Here is a 19,792-nt window from a genome sequence, read left to right on the forward strand (position 1 = left end):
CTTCAAGTTACTTCGCTGACTTCCGTTATTTCCATAATCAGAAATCACTTCGCCGGTTCCAAGCAGAACCGACTTTTTATTTCAGAATTTTGGGTTGTACACTGTTTAGTTTTCAAGGATCGAATGGAGATCACTTTTGAACCGTTTTTACGATTCAATATCTCAAGTGACTTCTTCAGTTTATCATCGCGTTTTTGTCAAGTCAAGTCATTTTAAATCTTTTCTCGTTCGCGACGACTTCTCCATATTACCCAAGAAACCAAGCTGTGTCAACCCTTTGAAAGAAGTTCTAATTTTCAGATTTTTGTTTTGAATGTCTTAAAGATTATGTTAACCTACTTCGCATTCTTTTCTTCCTTTAATGATTCCAAAATCACTGCCAGTTTTTCAAAGAACAGATCTATCTCTTCATCCGTAACATTGAGCGGCGGAAGGACACGAATCACGTACTCTCCTGCCGGGATCAGCAATAATTTATTTTCAAAAGCCACAGTGTTGAATGATTTACAGTCGATCCCAAGTTCGATTCCAATCAAAAGTCCTTTGCCTTTTACGTTTTTGATGATGTGACCATCGGCTAAAGCACTGAGTTTTTGAGCGATCTTCTCGGATTTTTCCTGAACATTCGCCAGGAAGGCAGGTGATGAAATGAGTTCAACGCCTTTTAAGGCAACTGCAGTTGCCAGTGGGTTGCCGCCAAAAGTTGAGCCATGATCGCCCGCGACCAGAACGCTGGCTTTTTGGGATGCGATAAAGGCGCCAATTGGGAAGCCGCAGCCAAGTCCCTTTGCGAGACAGACTACATCCGGCTTGACATTGGTGGATTGGAAGGCATAAAAGGTCCCCAAGCGGCCAATGCCGGTCTGGACTTCATCAAAGATCAAGAGGACGTCGAGCTCATCGCATTTGGCTCTCAGGGCTTTGAGGTAGTCGTCTGAAATTGAGTTGACGCCGCCTTCGCCTTGAATAGGCTCGACGAGGATCCCACAGTAGCTGCTGTCCAGAGCTTTTAAAGCTTCAATGTCATTTGCGGGAAATTCATAGACCTCCGGGATCAGCGGCTTGAAAGGTGCCTGGTACTTTTCCTGTCCTGTGACGGAGAGCGCGCCCATGGTGCGTCCATGGAAACTATGGGACAAATGAGCCAATTTGACGGCGCCGCGCTTCTTCCCATATTTTCTGGCAAGTTTAATGGCGCCTTCCAGCGCTTCGGTACCACTGTTGCAGAAAAAGACGTCCTGGAGGACACCTTCTGATAAATCAATGAGCGTCTTGGCGAGTTTAAGCTGCGGTTCATTCCAGTACAGGTTGCTGATATGCATCAGCTTGGCAGCTTGTTCTGAGATGACTTTCGCAATTTCGGTATTCCCGTGGCCGAGGGCATTGACAGCGACGCCACTGACAAAGTCCAGATAAGCTTCGCCTTTAGTATCCCAGATCATGGCACCTTTTCCGTGATCAAAGATGACGTCAAATCTGCCATAAGTCGGCATGACAGCTGCTTTGTATGGGTCACTGGCACGGCTTGAAGCAGCTGTTTCTTTTATAATCTCATCAACTTTTACATTTTCCATGGTGGTTCTCCTTTCGCTTACTTGGGTTATTGGGTATTGAGGTATTGGATACTGGGTACTGGGTCACTGTCTAACGTTCGATCATAGTCCCTATGCCGCTGTCCGAAAACACTTCAACCAAAAGGCTGTGCGGCGTCGAGCCATTCAACAGATGCACAGAGTGAACGCCGCTTTCAATGGCATTGACGGCGCAGGTCAGCTTAGGAATCATACCGCCTTTGACGGTCTTCAAAATTTCTTTTGCTTCTTCCAAATTCAGCTTGCTGACAAAGCTTGCGGGATCCGGGAAATTTTTATAGACACCATTCACATCCGTCATAAGGATTAATTTTTCCGCCCCCACTGCTGTGGCTACGGCTGAGGCGACATCATCCGCGTTTAGATTAAAAGTCTTCCCATCCTTGTCATGGCCGATGGGCGATATAATCGGTGTATAACCACCGGACATCAACAGATTAATCAACGTAGGATCCACTGTGGCGACTTCACCGACGTGACCAATGTCACCATCCACAACCAACTTCTTGGTGGCTTCGAGCCAGCCCCCATCTTTGCCGCTGATGCCGACCGCTTTTATCCCGCCGTTATTTAACAGCAGTGTCAGCTCGGTGTTGATTCTCCCGGTCAGAACCATTTCAACTTCTGTGATTGCGGCATCTCCGGTTACTCTATACCCACCGACAAATTCGGTTTCAATCCCCATTTTGTCCAGCCTTGCGCTGATCTCTTTTCCTCCGCCGTGAACCAGGACCATTTTCATGCCGACCAGGCTTAATAGCACTATATCCTGAAGAATGGCGCGCCTGCCTTCAGGCGAATCAGCCAGACTGCCGCCAAGTTTGATCACAACGGTTTTATCCCGAAACTTTTGTATGTACGGGATCGATTCAATTAGTGCAGATACAAATGCAGACATAGTATGACCTCCTATTCGATCACAAGAAATGCAAGAAAGTAAATATATTATACACAACAATGTATATTATTTCAAATTTTTCTTGTCTGTTTTTTGCTATTTTATGCATGCGATTTTATAAAATGTTAGTCCGAGTATTTCTCATCATTTATTATGGCGGTTTACTTTCAGGAAATTCACAAATTATAAACGCCGTATTCGGACAATTTTGATAGTTGCGGCTTTTGCATGAACACAAGCACGCATTTATTTACATCCCACATAAAGAAATGAATCTGATTCTCGTTCAAAACAGGATTCTCCACGTTTGAATCCCTGCGTCTTACTCATTGTATCATTTTTTCTGAATTGTTTATGTATTGTTTCTCCTGCAATTCTGATTTTTGGGTATCAATAGGAATATCTCTTTCCTTTAAATGCTGTTCCTTCAAACAATATGAATACGCTCATAAAGATCAGCGCTTCTTTCAATGATCTTTTAGACATGCGGCTGCATAGCTTGAGATGGAATTAATCTTCTTATTATTGAATTGTTTTTATTTTTTGTGTATAATTATCCTTAATACTTTTTATGGAGGTTTTGTTATGAATGTATGTGTTGTAGGCGCATCAGGTTACGCCGGCCAGCAGCTGGTCGCGCTTCTTATGAACCATCCACATGTTGGGAAGGTTTTTTTAATGGCTTCCTCGACTGCAGGTGCGCGTTATTCTGATTTGAATCCAGCATTTAAAGGGCGGATGGAAGAGCTTCTCCTGCCGGCTTCTGATCTGCTGATCCCCGGTTTCGTGAAGGAAAACGATATTGGAGCTGTATTCCTGGCATTGCCGCACGGGGCATCCATGCCTTATGCGCAGTTTCTGATCGAAAACGAGCCAGAGGTGGGTATTATTGACCTGGGTGCAGATTTTAGAATTCATGATGTCGAAGTTTATAAGAAGTGGTACGGAGATCACACTTGTCCGCAGTATCTGGACCGCTTCGTCTATGGACTTCCTGAAATTCATCACGATCAAATTGTGGGTTGCAGGACCATCGGCAATCCAGGCTGTTATCCGACCTCTATTCTGCTGGCTCTGATCCCTGCTCTGAAAGCCGGCGTCGTCGAGACGGACCGAATTGTCGCAGATTCAAAATCCGGAATGAGCGGTGCCGGAAAGACCGCTGCGATCTCGTCCCTGTTCACGGAGGTCGCGGAAACGGTGCGGCCGTATAAAACCGGCAAGCACCGCCATACGGCTGAAATTGCACAGGAGATGTCCCAGGCGGCCGGCGGAGCGGTTGGTCTCCTGTTCGCACCTTCTATAGTGCCTATGAGCCGCGGAATTCAGTCTACGGTCTACGCGGCGGTCAAGCCTGAAAAGCTCGAATGGGCCAAGACCTCTATTTTGGATTATTATAAGGAATTTTATAAAGATGCGCCATTTGTCAGAGTGCTGGATGAGCAGCCAGAGACACGCAACGTAAGAGGCAGCAATTACTGTGATGTATGGGTGACAATTGATGAAGAAACCTCCACGTTGGTGGCTATGGGCGTCATAGACAATCTTGTCAAAGGTGCCAGCGGTCAGGCGGTTCACAATTTTAATCTGATGTTTGGTTTTGAGGAAACAGCAGGCATAAATATGATGCCGCTCTATCCGTAAGAAATTTTTGCTTTTTTATTGATTAATCTGCTTCGAGAATCCATTAACCTGAATTTAGGAGGTCCACAATTTATGAATGATCAACTATTGGAAAATGTTTCGGTCCCGGGATTTAAGGCTTGCGCCCTCTTCTGCGGCATCAAAAAGCAGAATAAAGATTTGACTGTAATCACATGTGAAAAAGGCGCAGTCGCAGCAGCGGTATTCACGACGAATCTATCAAAAGCCGCGCCGGTCATTGTCTCCCAGGAAAACCTGAAGCAGCCGCTGGTACATGCCGTTGTCATCAACAGCGGAAACGCCAACGCCTGTAATGGAGAGCGAGGTCTTAGCGACGCTAAGCGCACAGCCGTCAAAGCCGGTGAACTTCTCGGCGTTTCTCCTTCCTCTGTGCTGGTCTCTTCCACCGGGATTATTGGTGTGCCGCTGCCTGTAGAAAAGATCGAAGCTGGCCTGGAGCAAGCTATGCCGCTGCTTAAAGCAGACGGTATTGCAGAAGCCGCTCAAGGCATTATGACGACAGATACCTTCAGAAAGTTGGCAGCTCAGTCACTGACACTGCCTGAATCCGGTGTGACAGTCCAAATTGTTGGCTTTTCCAAGGGCAGCGGCATGATTCACCCTAACATGGCGACTATGCTTGGTTTTACTTTGACAGACGTCAACATAGAAAAGGACGTGTTCCAGAAGCTCCAGCAGGAATCTACAGACATAACCTTCAACATGATTTCTGTAGACGGCGACACCTCAACCAATGACATGTCACTGGCCCTCAGCTCCTGCGAAGCCGGAAATCCGGTTCTTCAGCCAGGAACTAAGGATTATGAGGCCTTTAGAGAAGCCTTCATTGACGTTCAAAAAACGCTGGCCAAGTTGATTGCCAAGGATGGCGAGGGCGCCACAAAGCTGATTCAGGTCAAAATAAACGGCGCCAGAACGGAGAAGGATGCCCGTCTGCTCGCCCGAAGCGTCACGACGTCGTCTCTGGTTAAAGCGGCCATCTTTGGCCGTGATGCGAACTGGGGAAGAGTCCTCTGTGCCATGGGGTATTCCGGCGGCATGTTCAACCCGGACATAGTGGACCTTTATTTTGAAAGTGAATTTGGCAGCATTCAACTCATGGAGAAAGGCGCGGGACTTATTTTCGATGAAGAAAAAGCCCTGAAGATCCTCGAGTCCAGTACCATAGATATTGTAGCTCAGCTTGGAGAAGGCTCTGCGTCAGCGGAAGCCTGGGGCTGTGACCTGACCTATGAGTATGTGAAAATCAACGGCGAGTACAGATCCTAGATACCGAAAAGAAGTCCCAACCGCTTTTATGATGCGGTTGGGACTTCTTTTGTTTGTTCGAATTGGTTTGGTTTAGTTTGGTTTGATTTGGTTTGGATATGTTTGAGCGACTATTAATTAGCAGGGGTTACAGCGTTGTAGCCTTGTCCCATCATACCTTGTCCAAAGCCTTGGCCCATCATGCCGCCGCGCTTCATGCCACCGCGGCCGCCATTTGCAGGTCCGTTGCCTTGGCCAAGACCGGCAGCTTCGCCGTTAGCTTGTCCGAGACCTTGTCCACCGTTGACTCTGCCTTGGCCAAGACCAAAGCGTTCGCCGTTGTTGAGTTGATTTCTCATAGCGTGTTGTTGAGTTCCGTCGCAAACGTGGTTTTTGATGAAGTCCTTCATGACTTTTGCGCGTTCGGCAGTTAATGTGCCATTGGCAACCAAGGTGTCAATTCTGGCAATTTTCGCTTCTTTAATTTTGGCGACAAATTCGTCGAAAACACCTGCTTCTTGAGCTTGAACACTGAGGGATTTACCTTCTTTTAATGCAGCAAGGACATCCTCTGCGTCAACTTTGTCTCCCAAAAGATCAGCTAAAATTTCCACGTTGCTTTGATATTTGACCGCAGGCTGTGTAACATCCGCAAAGACGGCAATTGAGCCGAGTGCGAGAACGAGAATAAGTGAGAGTGACAATAAGATTTTTTTCATTTTCATTTCCTCCTTTAGCAAGTTCGACCTGTTATTTGATTTGGTCGTCTTGTTTCTATGGTCTAACTATACCTCTGAATAATAAAGAGAATATGAAGATGGGCTACTTATTTCGAAATTAGCGTTATTTTGGATTTGGGTGTCTGTTGGAAGTTGGTGTCTGACACCTTCTTCCATCATCAGGTGAATGGACGTATAGTGGAAGCGGGTGCCTGACACCTTCTTCCACCTGACATCATCTTCCCCCTCAAAAGACAAACACACGCAAGCAGGCGCCGCCTTCTTGCGTGTGTCTGTCTTCAATATTAAGAATACGCCATAAACACATCCACGCTCTGATCGTCAATCCCCTTCTCGAGGAGGGACACCACCGCGAAGAAGGTATCAAATGCAGTCAGGCACATGACTTTATTTTCTACCGCGCGACGTCGCATTCGGAAGCCCGGCTTGTTTTTAACTTTACCGACCGTCGGCAGAATGACGCTGAAGGAAATCTTGTCTCGTGTCAGCCAGGTCAATGCTTCGTCTTCCGTACCGGCGTCAATGACCTTCGCCTGTGGAAATGCCTCCCGAATGGCTTTAGCCGTGCCAGAGGTGGCCACAATTTCATAGCCCAGATTGGCGAGTTTTCCGGTGAGCGGAAGGGACACTGCCTTGAAGGCATCCGTGATTGACAGGAACACCCTCTCTACCACGGCAGGACTAACCGCCGCTTCATCCGCGCCATTCTCCACATTTCGATTTCGCTTCGCGCCCTTGGCACTGAGTCCTCTGAGGGTGCCGCTGGCAGCTATAAAGCCTTTGTACAAGGCGTGCTCCAGCTTGGCATCCATACAGAGCACCTCGCCTGTAGACTTCATTTCAGGACCGAGTGCAGAATCCGCAGCAGGAATTTTCTCCATGGAGAAGACCGGATGCTTCACTGCATAAATCTCGCGCTCCGGATAAAGTCCTGTCGGGTACTCCATGCTGTTGACCGTTTCACCCAGCATGCAGCGGGTGGAGAGCTCAATCATAGGCACGCCGGTGACTTTGCTGAGGAATGGCACTGTACGGGACGCCCTTGGATTGACCTCAATCACATAGAGCTTGTCTTTTTCGACAATAAACTGGATATTCAGCAAACCGACAATTTTAAGGGCCTGTGCGATTTTACGGGTTGTCACTATAATTTGACCCTTCATCTTGCTGCTGATGCTCGGGGCCGGATAGATGGAGATGCTGTCACCACTGTGAACGCCTGCGCGCTCCAGATGCTCCATGATGCCCGGAATAATGACGTTTTCGCCGTCAGAGATCGCGTCGACCTCGACTTCGAGTCCGTTGATATATTGGTCGATCAGCACCGTGCTCTTGGGCTCGCGCTCGAAGGCACCAAACAGGTAACGCTCCAGCGCTTCGTCATCATGGACGATTTCCATCCCGAGGCCGCCTATGACATAACTTGGGCGCACCAGAAGCGGAAAACCGAGGCCTTTTGCCTGCAGCATACCATCGGCAACACTGGAAACGCCATAGCCAAGGGGACTCGGAATGCCTTCTTCAATCAGAATCTGGTTGAAGCACTCGCGGTCCTCGGCGTTGTGGACGGCTTCAAAGGAGGTGCCAAGGATTGGAATCCCCGCCTCTGAGATAAACCGCGCCAGTTTAATGGCAGTCTGGCCGCCGTACTGCAGAATGACACCCACCGGCTTTTCCTTATCGACGATGCTCAGGATGTCCTCCTCAGTGATCGGCTCAAAGTAAAGTTTGTCCGAGAGGTCAAAGTCCGTGCTGACGGTCTCAGGGTTGTTGTTGACAATGATCGCCTCATAACCCAGATTTTTCAGGGCCAGGACACCATGGACCGAGCAGTAGTCGAACTCCACGCCCTGGCCAATCCGGATTGGCCCGGAACCTATGACAATGACTTTCTTGCGGTCACTGACCTCTACCTCGTCTTCGCCGCCGTACATGGAATAATAGTAAGGGGAAGTCGCCTCGAACTCGCTGGCGCAGGTGTCGACCATTTTATAAGAAGGCATGATATTGTAAACTTTTCTAAGATCATAGATCTTGTCCGCTGAGGTGTCCTTCATGAGGCGGCTGATGCCTTTATCCGCGAATCCGTAGCGCTTCAGGTCCATTAGAAGCTCGGAATCCAGCACATTGATTTTCTGGTCGCGGATGCGCTCCTCCAGGTTGACAATACGCTGAACTTTGCTGAGGAAGAACGGATCTATGCCGGTCATACCCTTCAGCTCTTCCACGGTTGTGCCTCGTCTCATGAGCTCCGTGATGAAGAATAAACGCATGTCGTCACCATTGATGACGCGGTCGATTAACGCCTCAGTGCTCATGGTATCCGCGATTGGGAATTTGAGATTATAAAGGTTAATTTCAAGAGAGCGCACCGCCTTCAGCAGCGCTGCCTCGAAGCTGCCGGCTATAGCCATGACCTCGCCGGTGGCCATCATCATGGTTCCGAGAATTTTGTCAGCTTCTTTGAACTTGTCAAAAGGCCATTTCGGAATCTTGACGACCACGTAGTCCAGGGTCGGCTCAAAGCACGCTTTAGTCTTGCCTGTAATGTCATTGACGATTTCATCCAGGTCATAGCCCAGAGCAATGCGGGTTGCCACCTTCGCTATAGGATAACCCGTCGCCTTGGACGCCAGCGCCGAGGAACGGCTGACCCGCGGATTGACCTCTATAACGTAGTATCGGTCGCTCTCCGGATCCAGCGCCAGCTGAACGTTGCAGCCGCCGCGAATCTCCAGCGCGTTGACAATATCTATGGACGCCCTGCGGAGCATTTGATACTCAAGATCATTCAGCGTTTGAGACGGCGCAATGACAATGCTGTCCCCTGTATGAACGCCAACCGGATCAAAATTTTCCATATTGCAGACCGCAATGACGTTGCCGCTGTTGTCCCGAATCATCTCGTACTCGATCTCTTTCCAGCCCTTGATGGACTTTTCCACCAGAACCTGACCGGCGATGCTGAAATCAATGCCGCGGCGGGCGATTTCCCGTACTTCAGCCTCCGTATTCGCAATGCCGCCGCCTGTGCCGCCAAGTGTAAACGCCGGACGGATAATGACCGGCAGCCCAATCTGATGAGCCTGGGCTACCGCAGACTCTACATCTTCTGCAATATAGCTTTCTATGCAAGGCTGGCCAATCGCTTCCATGGCCGCCCTGAAATCTTCCCGGTCCTCCGAGGTCTCAATGGACTCCAGTGAGGTACCTATAACCTGAACTTTATACTTCTCAAGGACGCCGCGCTTCCACAGCTCCATAGAGAGGTTGAGGGCCGTCTGGCCGCCCATGCCGGCAATCATGGCCTCCGGGCGCTCCTTCTCAATGACTTTCTCCAGGAACTCCGGGGTCATAGGCTCCATGTAGACATGGTCTGCCACGGTAGGATCCGTCATGATGGTCGCCGGATTCGAGTTGACCAGTACGACCTCGACGCCCTCTTCCTTCAGCACTTTGCAGGCCTGGGTTCCGGAGTAGTCGAATTCAGCGCCCTGTCCAATAATGATGGGGCCCGAACCAATGACAAGGACTTTCTTAAAATTATGCTTCTTCATCATTTGGCCTCCTTCATCATGGTCACAAACTGGTCGAACAGCAGGTCAGAATCCCGCGGCCCAGGTGACGCCTCCGGGTGATACTGCACGCTGAAGATTGGAAGATGCCGATGCCTCATGCCCTCAACACTGCCATCGTTGACATTTATATGAGTGATTTCAATCTGCGTCATATCCAGGGACTCCGGAACCGTGACGTAGCCGTGGTTTTGAGCGGTGATCACAATGTGGTTGTTAATCAGGTCTTTGACCGGGTGATTGCCGCCCCTATGGCCGTAGACAAGCTTTTCTGTCGTGCCGCCAAAGGCGTGGGTCAAGATTTGGTGTCCCAGGCAAATGCCAAAGATTGGTTTTTTGCCGATGATTTCGTTAACGACCGCCACAATCCCGCCGAGCTCAGAAGGGTCCCCAGGCCCATTGGACAGCAACACGCCATCCGGATTACAAGCCAGCACTTCTTCCGCAGTCGATCTCGCCGGGAACACATGAAGCTCTACCCCGCGCGCCACCAACGACTTCAGGATCCCGCGCTTCACGCCAAAATCCATGACTGCCGCTTTTAAGCCGCTCGGTTCCTTAGGTGTGATGACGTACGGTTTTTTGGTGGAGACTTCGTCCACATAGCCTTTGACGTCGTACCGATTCAGCTCTTGTTTGACTTCTTCAAGGTTGTCCAGGTCTGCGACGATCATCCCCGGTACGGTTCCCTGGCTGCGCAGTTTTCTCGTCAGCGCTCTGGTGTCGATCCCAGAGATTCCAATGATGCCGTGACGTGTCATATACGCGTCCAGGCTTTCGTTGCCTCTCCAGTGGGAGTAGTCGTCCACTTTTTCCCGTACGACGAGTCCCCTGACCATAGGCTTCTCGGACTGTTCATCATCCGGATGCACGCCGTAGTTGCCAATCAGCGGGTAGGTCATGACGACGACCTGTCCAAAATAGGAAGGATCAGTCAGCACTTCTTGATAACCGGTCATGCTGGTATTAAATACAACTTCTCCTACACGCGAAAAAAGAGCCCCAAAGAGCTCACCTTCATACTGACTTCCGTCCTTTAAGACCAGAAATCCCTTCATGATGCCACCTCTCCTCAATGTATAATTTCCATTAATTGTCAGACACATTTCCGACGAGGCAGATGTATGGTTTCGATCGATTTTGTATAGACCCGCTCCCGGCGGGACAGAATCTCCGTTCCACATGGCCCGCTCTCAGTCAGGCCAGATCTGCGCTGCAATTTCGTATTCCATGGCTTCATGGAGTTTGTTTGCTGGTTAGAACCGGGCTTGCCGATGGTGACGCTGCGTCACGCGCGACGACCATGGCAAGCCGGTTCCATATACTTATTTCATGATGCTCAAATCTTCGACATTGTAACCCAAATAGATGTGTTTGTCTATAGGAATCCCAAAAATACTTGATTTAAAGTCCTTTAAACTTCGAGGTACTCTTCCCCAAGCTTCAGCATGTGCTGTACGCTGGCGAGGGAAGTAGAACCGTAGGACTTCTTGTTTTCCACACACCGCTCAATATCTATGGCGTCATAAACATCTTCGCCAATCAGGTCTGAAACGGCTTGCATCGCTTCCAGGGAAAGCGCCTCTAGAATCTTCTTCTCTTTAATAGCATAAGCTACTAGCTTGCCTGAAACCTCGTGGGCATCTCTGAACGGCATGCCTTTTTTGACCAGATAGTCCGCAAGATCCGTCGCGTTCAGGAAGCCTGCCTTGCATTGATTGAGCATAGGCTCCGGTTTGAACACAGTATGACGGAGCATGTCAGCGAAGACCTTCAGGCAAAGTTTAACCGTGTCTCCCGCGTCGAAAACAGGTTCTTTGTCCTCCTGCATGTCCTTGTTATAAGCCATCGGCAAGCCTTTCATCACTGTCAGGAGGGACATGAGATCCCCGTAGACTCTGCCGGTTTTGCCGCGGATCAGCTCTGCGGCGTCCGGGTTTTTCTTCTGAGGCATGATGCTGCTGCCAGTGGCATAGGCGTCACCGATTTCAATGAAGCCAAATTCACCGGAGCTCCAGATGACGAACTCTTCCGCAAGCCGGCTGAGGTGCATCATGGTGATGGCGCAGGCGCTCAGGAATTCTACGGCGAAATCCCGGTCCGCCACGCTGTCCATGGCGTTTTCCGATGGTCCCGAGAAGCCAAGCTCCGCCGCCGTCATAAAACGGTCACTCTCATAGCTGGTGCCCGCAAGGGCGCCGCTGCCGATTGGCGAAAGATCCATCCGGTCAAAGGCGTCCTCGAAACGGGAAACGTCCCGCTTCAGCATCTCGAAATAGGCCATCAGATGATACGCGAGCCTCACGGGCTGCGCCTTTTGCAAATGGGTATACCCTGGCATAATGACGTGTGTATTGGCGGCAGCGTGTTCCAGCAGGACACTCATCAATTCCCGGATGAGGCTTTCAATAGCGCGGCATTCCCGGCGAACATATAACCGAAAATCCAGGGCGACTTGATCGTTCCTGGATCTTGCGGTGTGTATTTTTTTGCCGAGATCGCCGAGTTTTTCCGTCAACTGCTTTTCAACCGCCATGTGAAGATCTTCGTCTTCAATTTTGAACTGGAAAGAACCGAGCTCGATTTCCGCTTCAATTTCCTTCAGAGCGAGGACGAGCTTCTTAAGCTCATCCTCGGTCAGAATGCCCATTTTCGCGAGCATCTTGGCGTGAGCCAGGCTGCCTGCGAGATCTTCCTTGTACATTCTATGATCAAACTGAATGGAATTATTGAAGAGGTCCATCAATTGGCTGGTTCCGGACTCGAATCGACCTGACCATAGCTTCATACGAACTTGATTTCTCCTTTGTCTTCGTGTTCCAACTTGCCTGCTTCTTCAGCCTCGAGGCGCTTGATTGCCCCAATTTTGAGAGACAGCGTGAAGAGGTTTATGAAGCCCTCCGCATCCTGCTGGTTGTAGACGTCGTCAGCGCCAAAGGTTACATAGCGCTCATCATAGAGGGTAAAGTCGGACTTGGAAGCGACGACCATGCAATTGCCCTTGTAGAGCTTGAGTTTCACTTCACCGGTGACAACTTTTTGAGTTTCGTTGATGAAGGCATCAAGTGCCAGCTTCAGCGGGGAATAGAGAAGGCCGTCATAGACGAGCTCGGAGTATCTTGCGGCGACAGTACGCTTAAAGCTCATAGTAGCGCGATCGAGGACCAGCTTCTCCATAGCTTTGTGCGCCTGGTAAAGCACCGTGCCGGCAGGGGTTTCATAAACGCCGCGGGATTTCATGCCGACAAGTCGGTTTTCAACTATGTCGATCAGTCCAACGCCGTTAGCGCCTGCGATTTCGTTGAGTTCCAGGACGAGATCAAGGCCACTTTTTTTGACGCCGTTGAGGGAAACCGGAACGCCTTCTTCAAAACCAACTGTAACATAAGTCGGAACGTCCGGCGCCTTCTCAGGCTGAACGGTCAGCTTGTAGATGGACGGGTCGTGCTCGTTCCAAGGGTTCTCCAGGTTGCCGCCCTCGTGGCTGAGGTGCCATACGTTCTCGTCTCTGGAGTAGATGTCTTTTTTTGTAACCGGAATTGGAATGCCGTGTTCGATGGCGTAGTCGATGCAGTCTTCACGAGACTTAAGGTTCCAGAAACGCCATGGCGCAATGATTTTAAGTCTAGGATTGAGTGCCTTGATGCCAGCTTCAAAACGCACCTGGTCGTTGCCCTTTCCGGTCGCGCCGTGAGCAATAGCGACTGCGCCTTCGAGTTCTGCGACTTCTACGAGTTTTTTAGCGATCAGCGGACGTGCGTAAGCGGTCCCCATGAGATAATCTTCTTCATAGATCGCCCCGGATTTAATGCCCTGGAACAGATAGTCCTGAACAAACTCTTCCTTGACGTCGACAACATAAGCTTTGATAGCGCCAGTTTCCATGGCCTTTTTCTTGACAGCCTCAAAATCGTCCTTCTGACCGACGTCTACGCAAACTGCGATAACCTCCATATCATAAGTCTCTTTGAGCCAAGTGAGGATTACGGAAGTATCCAAACCTCCGGAATACGCGAGTACAACTTTATCTTTATTCATTATTATGCTCCCTTCTGCATATATATTGATTGAATTATAACATTTTTTTAGGTATAATCAACCACTTTTCATGAAATTTTTTAAAATTTTTTAAGCAAAATAAAAGAATTTCATTTACACAGAAGAATTTCGATAAAAGTCCCATGGCTGAACCGACAGCAAATTCAAAGTTCCTGACTTTTCAGGCAAATTTGCATGAAGTTAAGGCTATACTTTATCGATTTTTAACCGGATTGTATACACGTATATGAAGCTGCATAAACGTTGCATATATACATTCTTATGCACTCTCGGAGTTTGGTGCAAACTCGGTGTCAGACACCCAGTTTCGGTAAACTGGGTGTCTGACACCGAGTTTCTTCCAATTAAAAGGACGCTCAAGGAGGGAATCCCCATCCCTACCCGAGCGTCCTATCCTATATTGCTTAACTTTAAACTTTAACCTTTAACCTGATCCATACCAGCCTTGAGCGCCTTCAAATTGATCTCGACAAACTGCGGCTTCACAGTATCGCGGATGACAGTCTCCCAATCAAGACCTTCAAGACCCATAGCTTTAATCAGAGTTCCCACCAGAACAACGTTCATGGTTCTTGGATTGCCAAGCTCAGCCGCAATTTCGCCGGCTTTGATGACCACGGTCTCAGCACGCTCGCGAATGGCGTCCAGAATGCCCTCCGGATATTCAGCCGACCCCATCAGAATAGGCGCAGACCAAAGCTCGTGGTCATTGACGACGACTTTGCCCTTTGGATTCATGTAATCCAACCAGCGCATTGCCTCCATGCTTTCAAAGGATACCAGCAAATCCGCCTGGCCTTTGCCGATGATTGGTGAATACACCTTCTCGCCGTAACGCACTTGTGTGGTCACGCTGCCGCCACGCTGGGCCATGCCGTGAACCTCAGACATTTTTACATCATAGCCGGCATTGATTAAGCCTGCTGCCAAAATCTTACTCGCTAGAATAATCCCCTGACCGCCGACGCCTGCAAATAAAATGTTTTTGATCTCAGCCATGATTATTCACCCGCCTTTTTGATTGCTTTGAATGGACAAACCTGCAGACAGACTTCACAGCCTACACAGGCATTAGGGTCAATGTAGGACTTCTTCTTGGTCTTGTCAAAGACTATGGCAGGGCATCCGGTTTTATTGCACAGTCGGCAGCCGCGGCATTCTTCTTCAACTACATAGCAGACCGGTTTCTTCTCTCCGAATTCTTTGATGTCTTCCGGAGAGAACTTTTTGAGGACACACGGCCATCTCGTAATGATGACAGAAGGTCCCTCGTAAGCCAGGGCTGCGTCCAGCGCTTTTGTGACCGCATCCAGATCCAGCGGATTGACATTTATTACAAGCTCAACACCTAGGGCGCGGACGACTTTATCAATTTCAATTTCTTTAACCTTTTGACCAGTCAGCGTATAACCTGACCCCGGATTCTCCTGATGGCCCGTCATACCCGTAATGCGGTTGTCCAGAATGACATTGACCGTATTGCCGCGGTTATAGACCACATCGATCAGAGAGGTAATGCCTGAGTGGAAGAACGTCGAGTCGCCTATGACAGAAACCACTTTCATGCCTTTACCGGCTTTATCCAGGACGCGCTGAGCGCCATGGCCCATAGAGATGGACGCGCCCATGTCAATAACCGTATCCGTTGTATTAAGCGGCTCTGAAGCACCTAATGTGTAACAGCCAATATCACCGGTGACCATGACGTTTTTCTTCTTTTTGAGTGCATAGAAGAAACCGCGGTGAGGACATCCGGCGCAAAGCGTCGGTGGTCTTCCCACCAGTTTATCCTGAGGAATGTCCAGCAGCGGACGTACTTCGCCCAGCAGGGATTTTGCAATGATGTCCGGATTCAATTCGCCGACATTTGGAATCAATTCTTTTCCGACACAGTTAATGCCGGCAGCTTTGATCTGCTCTTCCATGAATGGTTCAAGCTCTTCGACGACATAAAGCGTCTCGACTTGTGAGGCAAAGTCGCGGATTTTATCCATAGGCAGCGGATTTGTAAAGCCGAGCTTCAGGAAAGACGCGTTCTCGCCAAAGACTTCTTTGGCGTATTGATACGCGACACCCGATGTGACGATGCCCACTTTTTTGTCTGCCCACTCAATGCGATTCAGCGGCGTTTCATTGCTGAATTTCTCCATCTCAACCAGTTTAGCTTCAACAACCGGGTGGAGCTTTTTTGCATGCGCCGGCGCTGCTATGTACTTCTCAGGACGCTTGACATACGGAATCAGGTCCTTTTCAACGCGCTCTCCAACTTCAACCAAGCTCTTGGAGTGGCAGACACGTGTTGTCATACGCATCATGACCGCGACGTCAAATTGCTCGCTGATCTCATAAGCCGCTTTCATGTAGTCCAGACACTCCTGGGAATCACTTGGCTCAATGCAGGCAATTTTCGCAAACTTAGCGAGAATTCGGTTGTCCTGCTCATTTTGTGAACTGTGACATCCCGGATCATCCGCAGAAATAAGAACGAGCCCTCCTGTCACACCGGTGTAGGAAATGGTCATCAGTGGATCCGCGGCGACGTTGACGCCGACGTGCTTCATGGCAGCGAGGGCTCTGCCGCCTGCAATGGAGGCACCCAATACCGCTTCCAGCGCAACTTTTTCATTCGGTGCCCATTCAGAGATAATTTCCGGATATTGCGCGGTATTTTCCAAAATTTCAGTACTCGGTGTGCCCGGATACGCCGAGGCATAGACAACGCCAGCTTCAAAAGCACCGCGCGCGACTGCCTCATTTCCTGTCATAAAGGTCTTCAAATCATGGTCACTCCTGTCTATTATGTATTTGACTATGCATGTCCACTGTCCTTGTTTCTCACACTTGCATGTCTGCCTGACCCGCTGCAACGACGCTGCCAAGAGCAATAGAATAAAGCTTAACTTCAGCCGTATCCGCCCGGGATACCAGAACCACAGGCACTTTTGCGCCCATGATAATCCCTGCCGACTCTGCGTTTGCCAGGTAAGTCAGCGCTTTACCAATGCCGTTACCCACTTCGATATTTGGCACCAGCAATACATCCACATCCCCGGCAATGTCACTTTTAAAACCTTTGATGTCTGCCGCTTCCCTTGAAACCGCAAGGTCAAAGGCCAGCGGTCCTTCGACAATAGCCTTGTCCCCGAATGCCCCTTCCCGGCACATATTCTCCAGAGCGCGGGCATCCACTGTTGCCGGCATTTTATCATTGACTTTTTCCTTGGCGGCGAGACACGCCACCTTAACGGTATCCATGCCCAGCGCATAGGCGGCACAAAGCGCATTGCGTATGATGGTGGCTTTTTCAGCCAGTGTGGGCTCAATGTTCATACCGCCATCTGTCAGGAAAAGCAGTTTGTGATACGTCGGCAGATCATAGAGCATGACGTGACTAAGCTGGTTATCCGTTCTGAGACCGTAGTCACGGTTCAGCACTGCTTTCAGTAAAATTGAGGTGTCAATGAGACCTTTCATGAGGAAATCCGCTTTTCCGTCGCGGACCAGTTGGACACTGATTCTGGCGGATGCCTCAAGGTCCTTCTCATCAATAATTTCAAACGCCCCACATTCAATTTGCTCTGAAGCACAAAGCTCAACAATTTTCTGACGATCCCCTACAAGAATAGGGATAATGAGCCCCATTTCTGTCGCTTTGGCCACCGCTCCCAATACTTCGGGATCTTGAGCGGCTGCGACTGCGAGCCGCATAGTTTTCTGAGTTGTAGCTGCCTCTAAAAGCTGATCAAAGTTTTTGATCAAACTGTTACAACCTCCTTTTGTTAAAGCCCACTTTAGTATCTTAACATTTGACTTGCCTGATACGGAAAGTTATTTTTGTTGAAGCTTTCAATATTTTTTGTAATTCCAAATCCATTTTAATCAATATTGAGGAAAAGTTCAAGTAGGGATCATCCATTTTTCACAAAGTCTTCCCACTAAATGTGCAAAAAAAGCCGGTTCTCCACCGGCAATTTTGTTGTTTTTTATAAAATCTCACGTCAATTTGATCCATCCGCTATGAAAGCCGGCTCGACTCTGTACCCAACTGCCTGAGCCACGCGGCCGTCACTTCATCCTCCGGATTGATCTCGTAAGCCCGCTCTATGAGTTGTCTGGCCTGTTTCAGATCACCGAGGTGCAGCATGACAATGCCCTTATTGCAGAGTAGATCCGGCGAATCCGGATGCATCTTGAGCGCTTCGCTGTAAACGATCTCAGCATCATGAAACATGCTTAGAGACATCAAACACAGTCCAATTTCATTGTGGATTTCGGGGCTGCCGGTGTTTAAACGCAGTGCGCGTCTGAAATAATCCAATGCTTCATTGTACTGCTCTTTTTGCCTATAGGCTAGACCAATGAAGAAGAGCAGATTCCACCAATCATCGTGGAATTCCTCGAGGGGCAGGAGTTTGACCAGTCCCTCATCTGCAAAGCCATCCAAAACCAGCATATAGCCTTCTTCATATTGTATTCTGCTCCAGAGATCGTCCAGCTGGCGCACCATTTCGTCGCGCAGATCCTCGTCGACGCCCAGGTGCATAGCACGACGCCAGGAGGACTCAGCCGCTTTGTAAGACTTCCTGTTGACAAGCTGAAAACCCATGAGATAGTAAAGCGGGGCAAAGTCCGGAAATTTCTCAATGGATTCTGACAACAGCTCGAAGACATCCTCTTCCAGCTTTTTTTCCTCCGGTGAATTCTCGGCAAACCGCTCTGATTGACGCAGAGCGCATCTCGCCAGATTATAGATCACCTGAGGCTGATCCGCAGCAATTTGAGCCGCGGCATGCAGGTAAATCACCGCGTCCAGCCACTTCTCCTCTTCTTCGAGCCGCGCCACTTTCTCCTCTAGCAGTGCCAGCAGACCAGGCATCATTTCAGCAAGAAAAGCTTTATACGCACTCGCATGAGGAAAATCGGGATCAAAACCAAGCGTCCAGCACATGCCCTCCGCGAGGTTATCCGCCGTAAAGTCCGTATCACTGACCCCTTTGACTTTATCGACCAAACGGTCCACTCTGATAGGCAGGGGCACGCGTTCGTCCAGCGTAATGCCTCCCAGTGTCAGAGTCTTTCCTTCCTTAAGTTCAATAAACATCACTTCGTCCGCTCTGCGCTTCAAAAGCATGCGGCTGCGTTCCAGCATTTATAATCTACCTCCATAAAAGACTAATCGCTCAGTACCCTGCTGACGCGCTTGTCTATGATTTTATTTCTGAATAGCTCAAAATAATCAAAATCTCCATAACGAAGAATTTTCACCTCTTTATGGGCAGCGCGCACAGAGATTTGGGAGATGAAATCGTCCGTGACCTTTCTGCCGTCACAGGCGACAATCACCGCGCGCATTTGCGCCTTCACAATTGAAAAATCTATGACGGTTTCAATGGGTACCACCATGGAGGTCTTGAGAGGCCGGTTAATGCTGTTGTCGTTGGCATGAATCGGTGTAATCTGGTACACAGGCAGCTCTGAATGGGTCGCCACGCCGCCGGCCCAGATCGCGTAGCCCGTGGACCCAATGGGCGTTGAAATGATAAAGCCATCTCCCGTGAAGTAATTGAAGGGCTTGCCGTCAATGTAGATTTTAACCTCGAGCAGCCTTGGCTCCAGATGCTTGATCAGGATTTCATTAAAGGCATAGCTGTCAATTTCATCCCCATTCACCGTTTTGCAGCGTACCTCGAGCAGCGGATAACTCTGGATGGAATAGTCCTTATTTTCAAGAAGCTCCAAAATAATTTCCAGCTGATTAGGCGGAACGCTAGGCAGGAATCCCAGTGTACCTGTATTGACGCCAAGGAAAGGAATTTTCATAGCCCTGTATCGCCTGATCGCGCTCAGCATGGTGCCGTCCCCGCCTATGACAATAATGAGGTCAGCGTTTTCGGATACAACCTTATAGCCGGCTGCTGTCAGCATCCGGAACAATTTGTCCTTTACTTCCAGGGATGTTTTTTTTGTGTTGCTGTATAGCGTGATATTTTTCAAGTAGGACCACCGCCTTATCAA

At 49.3% G+C, this 19,792-nt stretch carries 14 protein-coding genes; 2 read left to right on the forward strand and 12 right to left on the reverse strand.

What is annotated here, in order from left to right; genetic code table 11:
* Positions 1 to 335: 335 nt before the first annotated feature.
* Positions 336 to 1,574, reverse strand: a complete 1,239-nt coding sequence (locus OEL90_RS03650; RefSeq protein WP_300687147.1) for an aspartate aminotransferase family protein — start codon at positions 1,572 to 1,574, stop codon at positions 336 to 338.
* Positions 1,575 to 1,644: 70 nt separating this feature from the next.
* Positions 1,645 to 2,490, reverse strand: coding sequence for an acetylglutamate kinase (argB, locus tag OEL90_RS03655; protein ID WP_300687148.1), 846 nt, complete (start codon positions 2,488 to 2,490; stop codon positions 1,645 to 1,647).
* 585 nt (positions 2,491 to 3,075) lie between these two features.
* On the opposite strand from argB, the gene argC reads away from it, so the two are divergent.
* Together argC and argJ are read left to right on the forward strand one after the other, a co-directional pair.
* Complete coding sequence (gene argC, locus OEL90_RS03660) at positions 3,076 to 4,134, forward strand: N-acetyl-gamma-glutamyl-phosphate reductase (RefSeq protein ID WP_300687150.1); 1,059 nt, start codon at positions 3,076 to 3,078, stop codon at positions 4,132 to 4,134.
* Between the two features lie 72 nt (positions 4,135 to 4,206).
* Complete coding sequence (argJ, locus tag OEL90_RS03665; RefSeq protein ID WP_300687152.1) at positions 4,207 to 5,424, forward strand: bifunctional glutamate N-acetyltransferase/amino-acid acetyltransferase ArgJ; 1,218 nt, start codon at positions 4,207 to 4,209, stop codon at positions 5,422 to 5,424.
* A gap of 113 nt (positions 5,425 to 5,537) precedes the next feature.
* On the opposite strand, the gene OEL90_RS03670 is transcribed toward argJ, so the two are convergent.
* From OEL90_RS03670 to OEL90_RS03715, 10 genes are all read right to left on the reverse strand, one after another.
* Entirely contained in the window at positions 5,538 to 6,122 is a 585-nt protein-coding gene (locus OEL90_RS03670; protein ID WP_300687155.1) for a hypothetical protein, read from the reverse strand.
* Positions 6,123 to 6,427: 305 nt separating this feature from the next.
* Complete coding sequence (gene carB / locus OEL90_RS03675) at positions 6,428 to 9,703, reverse strand: carbamoyl-phosphate synthase large subunit (RefSeq protein WP_334305965.1); 3,276 nt, start codon at positions 9,701 to 9,703, stop codon at positions 6,428 to 6,430.
* On the reverse strand, positions 9,700 to 10,776 hold the full coding sequence (carA, locus tag OEL90_RS03680) for a glutamine-hydrolyzing carbamoyl-phosphate synthase small subunit (RefSeq protein WP_300687159.1): 1,077 nt from the start codon (positions 10,774 to 10,776) through the stop codon (positions 9,700 to 9,702). Before carA ends, carB begins: the two co-directional genes overlap by 4 nt.
* Before the next feature lie 356 nt (positions 10,777 to 11,132).
* Entirely contained in the window at positions 11,133 to 12,506 is a 1,374-nt protein-coding gene (argH, locus tag OEL90_RS03685; RefSeq protein ID WP_291404437.1) for an argininosuccinate lyase, read from the reverse strand.
* On the reverse strand, positions 12,503 to 13,756 hold the full coding sequence (locus OEL90_RS03690; protein WP_291404439.1) for an argininosuccinate synthase: 1,254 nt from the start codon (positions 13,754 to 13,756) through the stop codon (positions 12,503 to 12,505). Before OEL90_RS03690 ends, argH begins: the two co-directional genes overlap by 4 nt.
* A 438-nt stretch (positions 13,757 to 14,194) precedes the next feature.
* Positions 14,195 to 14,776 (reverse strand): indolepyruvate oxidoreductase subunit beta, encoded by a 582-nt coding sequence (locus OEL90_RS03695; protein ID WP_291404441.1) that lies wholly within the window; start codon positions 14,774 to 14,776, stop codon positions 14,195 to 14,197.
* A 2-nt stretch (positions 14,777 to 14,778) separates the two neighbouring features.
* Positions 14,779 to 16,554: an indolepyruvate ferredoxin oxidoreductase subunit alpha gene (gene iorA / locus OEL90_RS03700; RefSeq protein ID WP_291404443.1), complete on the reverse strand. Its 1,776-nt coding sequence runs from the start codon at positions 16,552 to 16,554 to the stop codon at positions 14,779 to 14,781.
* Positions 16,555 to 16,612: 58 nt separating this feature from the next.
* A complete protein-coding gene (locus OEL90_RS03705; protein WP_291404445.1) occupies positions 16,613 to 17,536 on the reverse strand; it encodes a bifunctional enoyl-CoA hydratase/phosphate acetyltransferase in 924 nt (307 codons plus the stop codon).
* A gap of 256 nt (positions 17,537 to 17,792) precedes the next feature.
* Positions 17,793 to 18,926: a tetratricopeptide repeat protein gene (locus tag OEL90_RS03710; RefSeq protein ID WP_300687163.1), complete on the reverse strand. Its 1,134-nt coding sequence runs from the start codon at positions 18,924 to 18,926 to the stop codon at positions 17,793 to 17,795.
* Positions 18,927 to 18,949: 23 nt separating this feature from the next.
* Positions 18,950 to 19,771, reverse strand: coding sequence for an NAD(+)/NADH kinase (locus tag OEL90_RS03715; protein WP_291404449.1), 822 nt, complete (start codon positions 19,769 to 19,771; stop codon positions 18,950 to 18,952).
* Between the last annotated feature and the right edge of the window lie 21 nt (positions 19,772 to 19,792).

It is taken from the genome of Acidaminobacter sp. (assembly GCF_030247605.1).
Classification (GTDB): Bacteria; Bacillota; Clostridia; order Peptostreptococcales; family Acidaminobacteraceae; genus Acidaminobacter.

Bases quoted from the DNA above. Each gene is read 5' to 3' on its own strand.
- OEL90_RS03650 (WP_300687147.1), bottom strand. From the start codon at position 1,574: ATGGAAAATGTAAAAGTTGATGAGATTATAAAAGAAACAGCTGCTTCA.
- argB (WP_300687148.1), bottom strand. From the start codon at position 2,490: ATGTCTGCATTTGTATCTGCACTAATTGAATCGATCCCGTACATACAA.
- argC (WP_300687150.1), top strand. From the start codon at position 3,076: ATGAATGTATGTGTTGTAGGCGCATCAGGTTACGCCGGCCAGCAGCTG.
- argJ (WP_300687152.1), top strand. From the start codon at position 4,207: ATGAATGATCAACTATTGGAAAATGTTTCGGTCCCGGGATTTAAGGCT.
- OEL90_RS03670 (WP_300687155.1), bottom strand. From the start codon at position 6,122: ATGAAAAAAATCTTATTGTCACTCTCACTTATTCTCGTTCTCGCACTC.
- carB (WP_334305965.1), bottom strand. From the start codon at position 9,703: ATGATGAAGAAGCATAATTTTAAGAAAGTCCTTGTCATTGGTTCGGGC.
- carA (WP_300687159.1), bottom strand. From the start codon at position 10,776: ATGAAGGGATTTCTGGTCTTAAAGGACGGAAGTCAGTATGAAGGTGAG.
- argH (WP_291404437.1), bottom strand. From the start codon at position 12,506: ATGAAGCTATGGTCAGGTCGATTCGAGTCCGGAACCAGCCAATTGATG.
- OEL90_RS03690 (WP_291404439.1), bottom strand. From the start codon at position 13,756: ATGAATAAAGATAAAGTTGTACTCGCGTATTCCGGAGGTTTGGATACT.
- OEL90_RS03695 (WP_291404441.1), bottom strand. From the start codon at position 14,776: ATGGCTGAGATCAAAAACATTTTATTTGCAGGCGTCGGCGGTCAGGGG.
- OEL90_RS03710 (WP_300687163.1), bottom strand. From the start codon at position 18,926: ATGCTGGAACGCAGCCGCATGCTTTTGAAGCGCAGAGCGGACGAAGTG.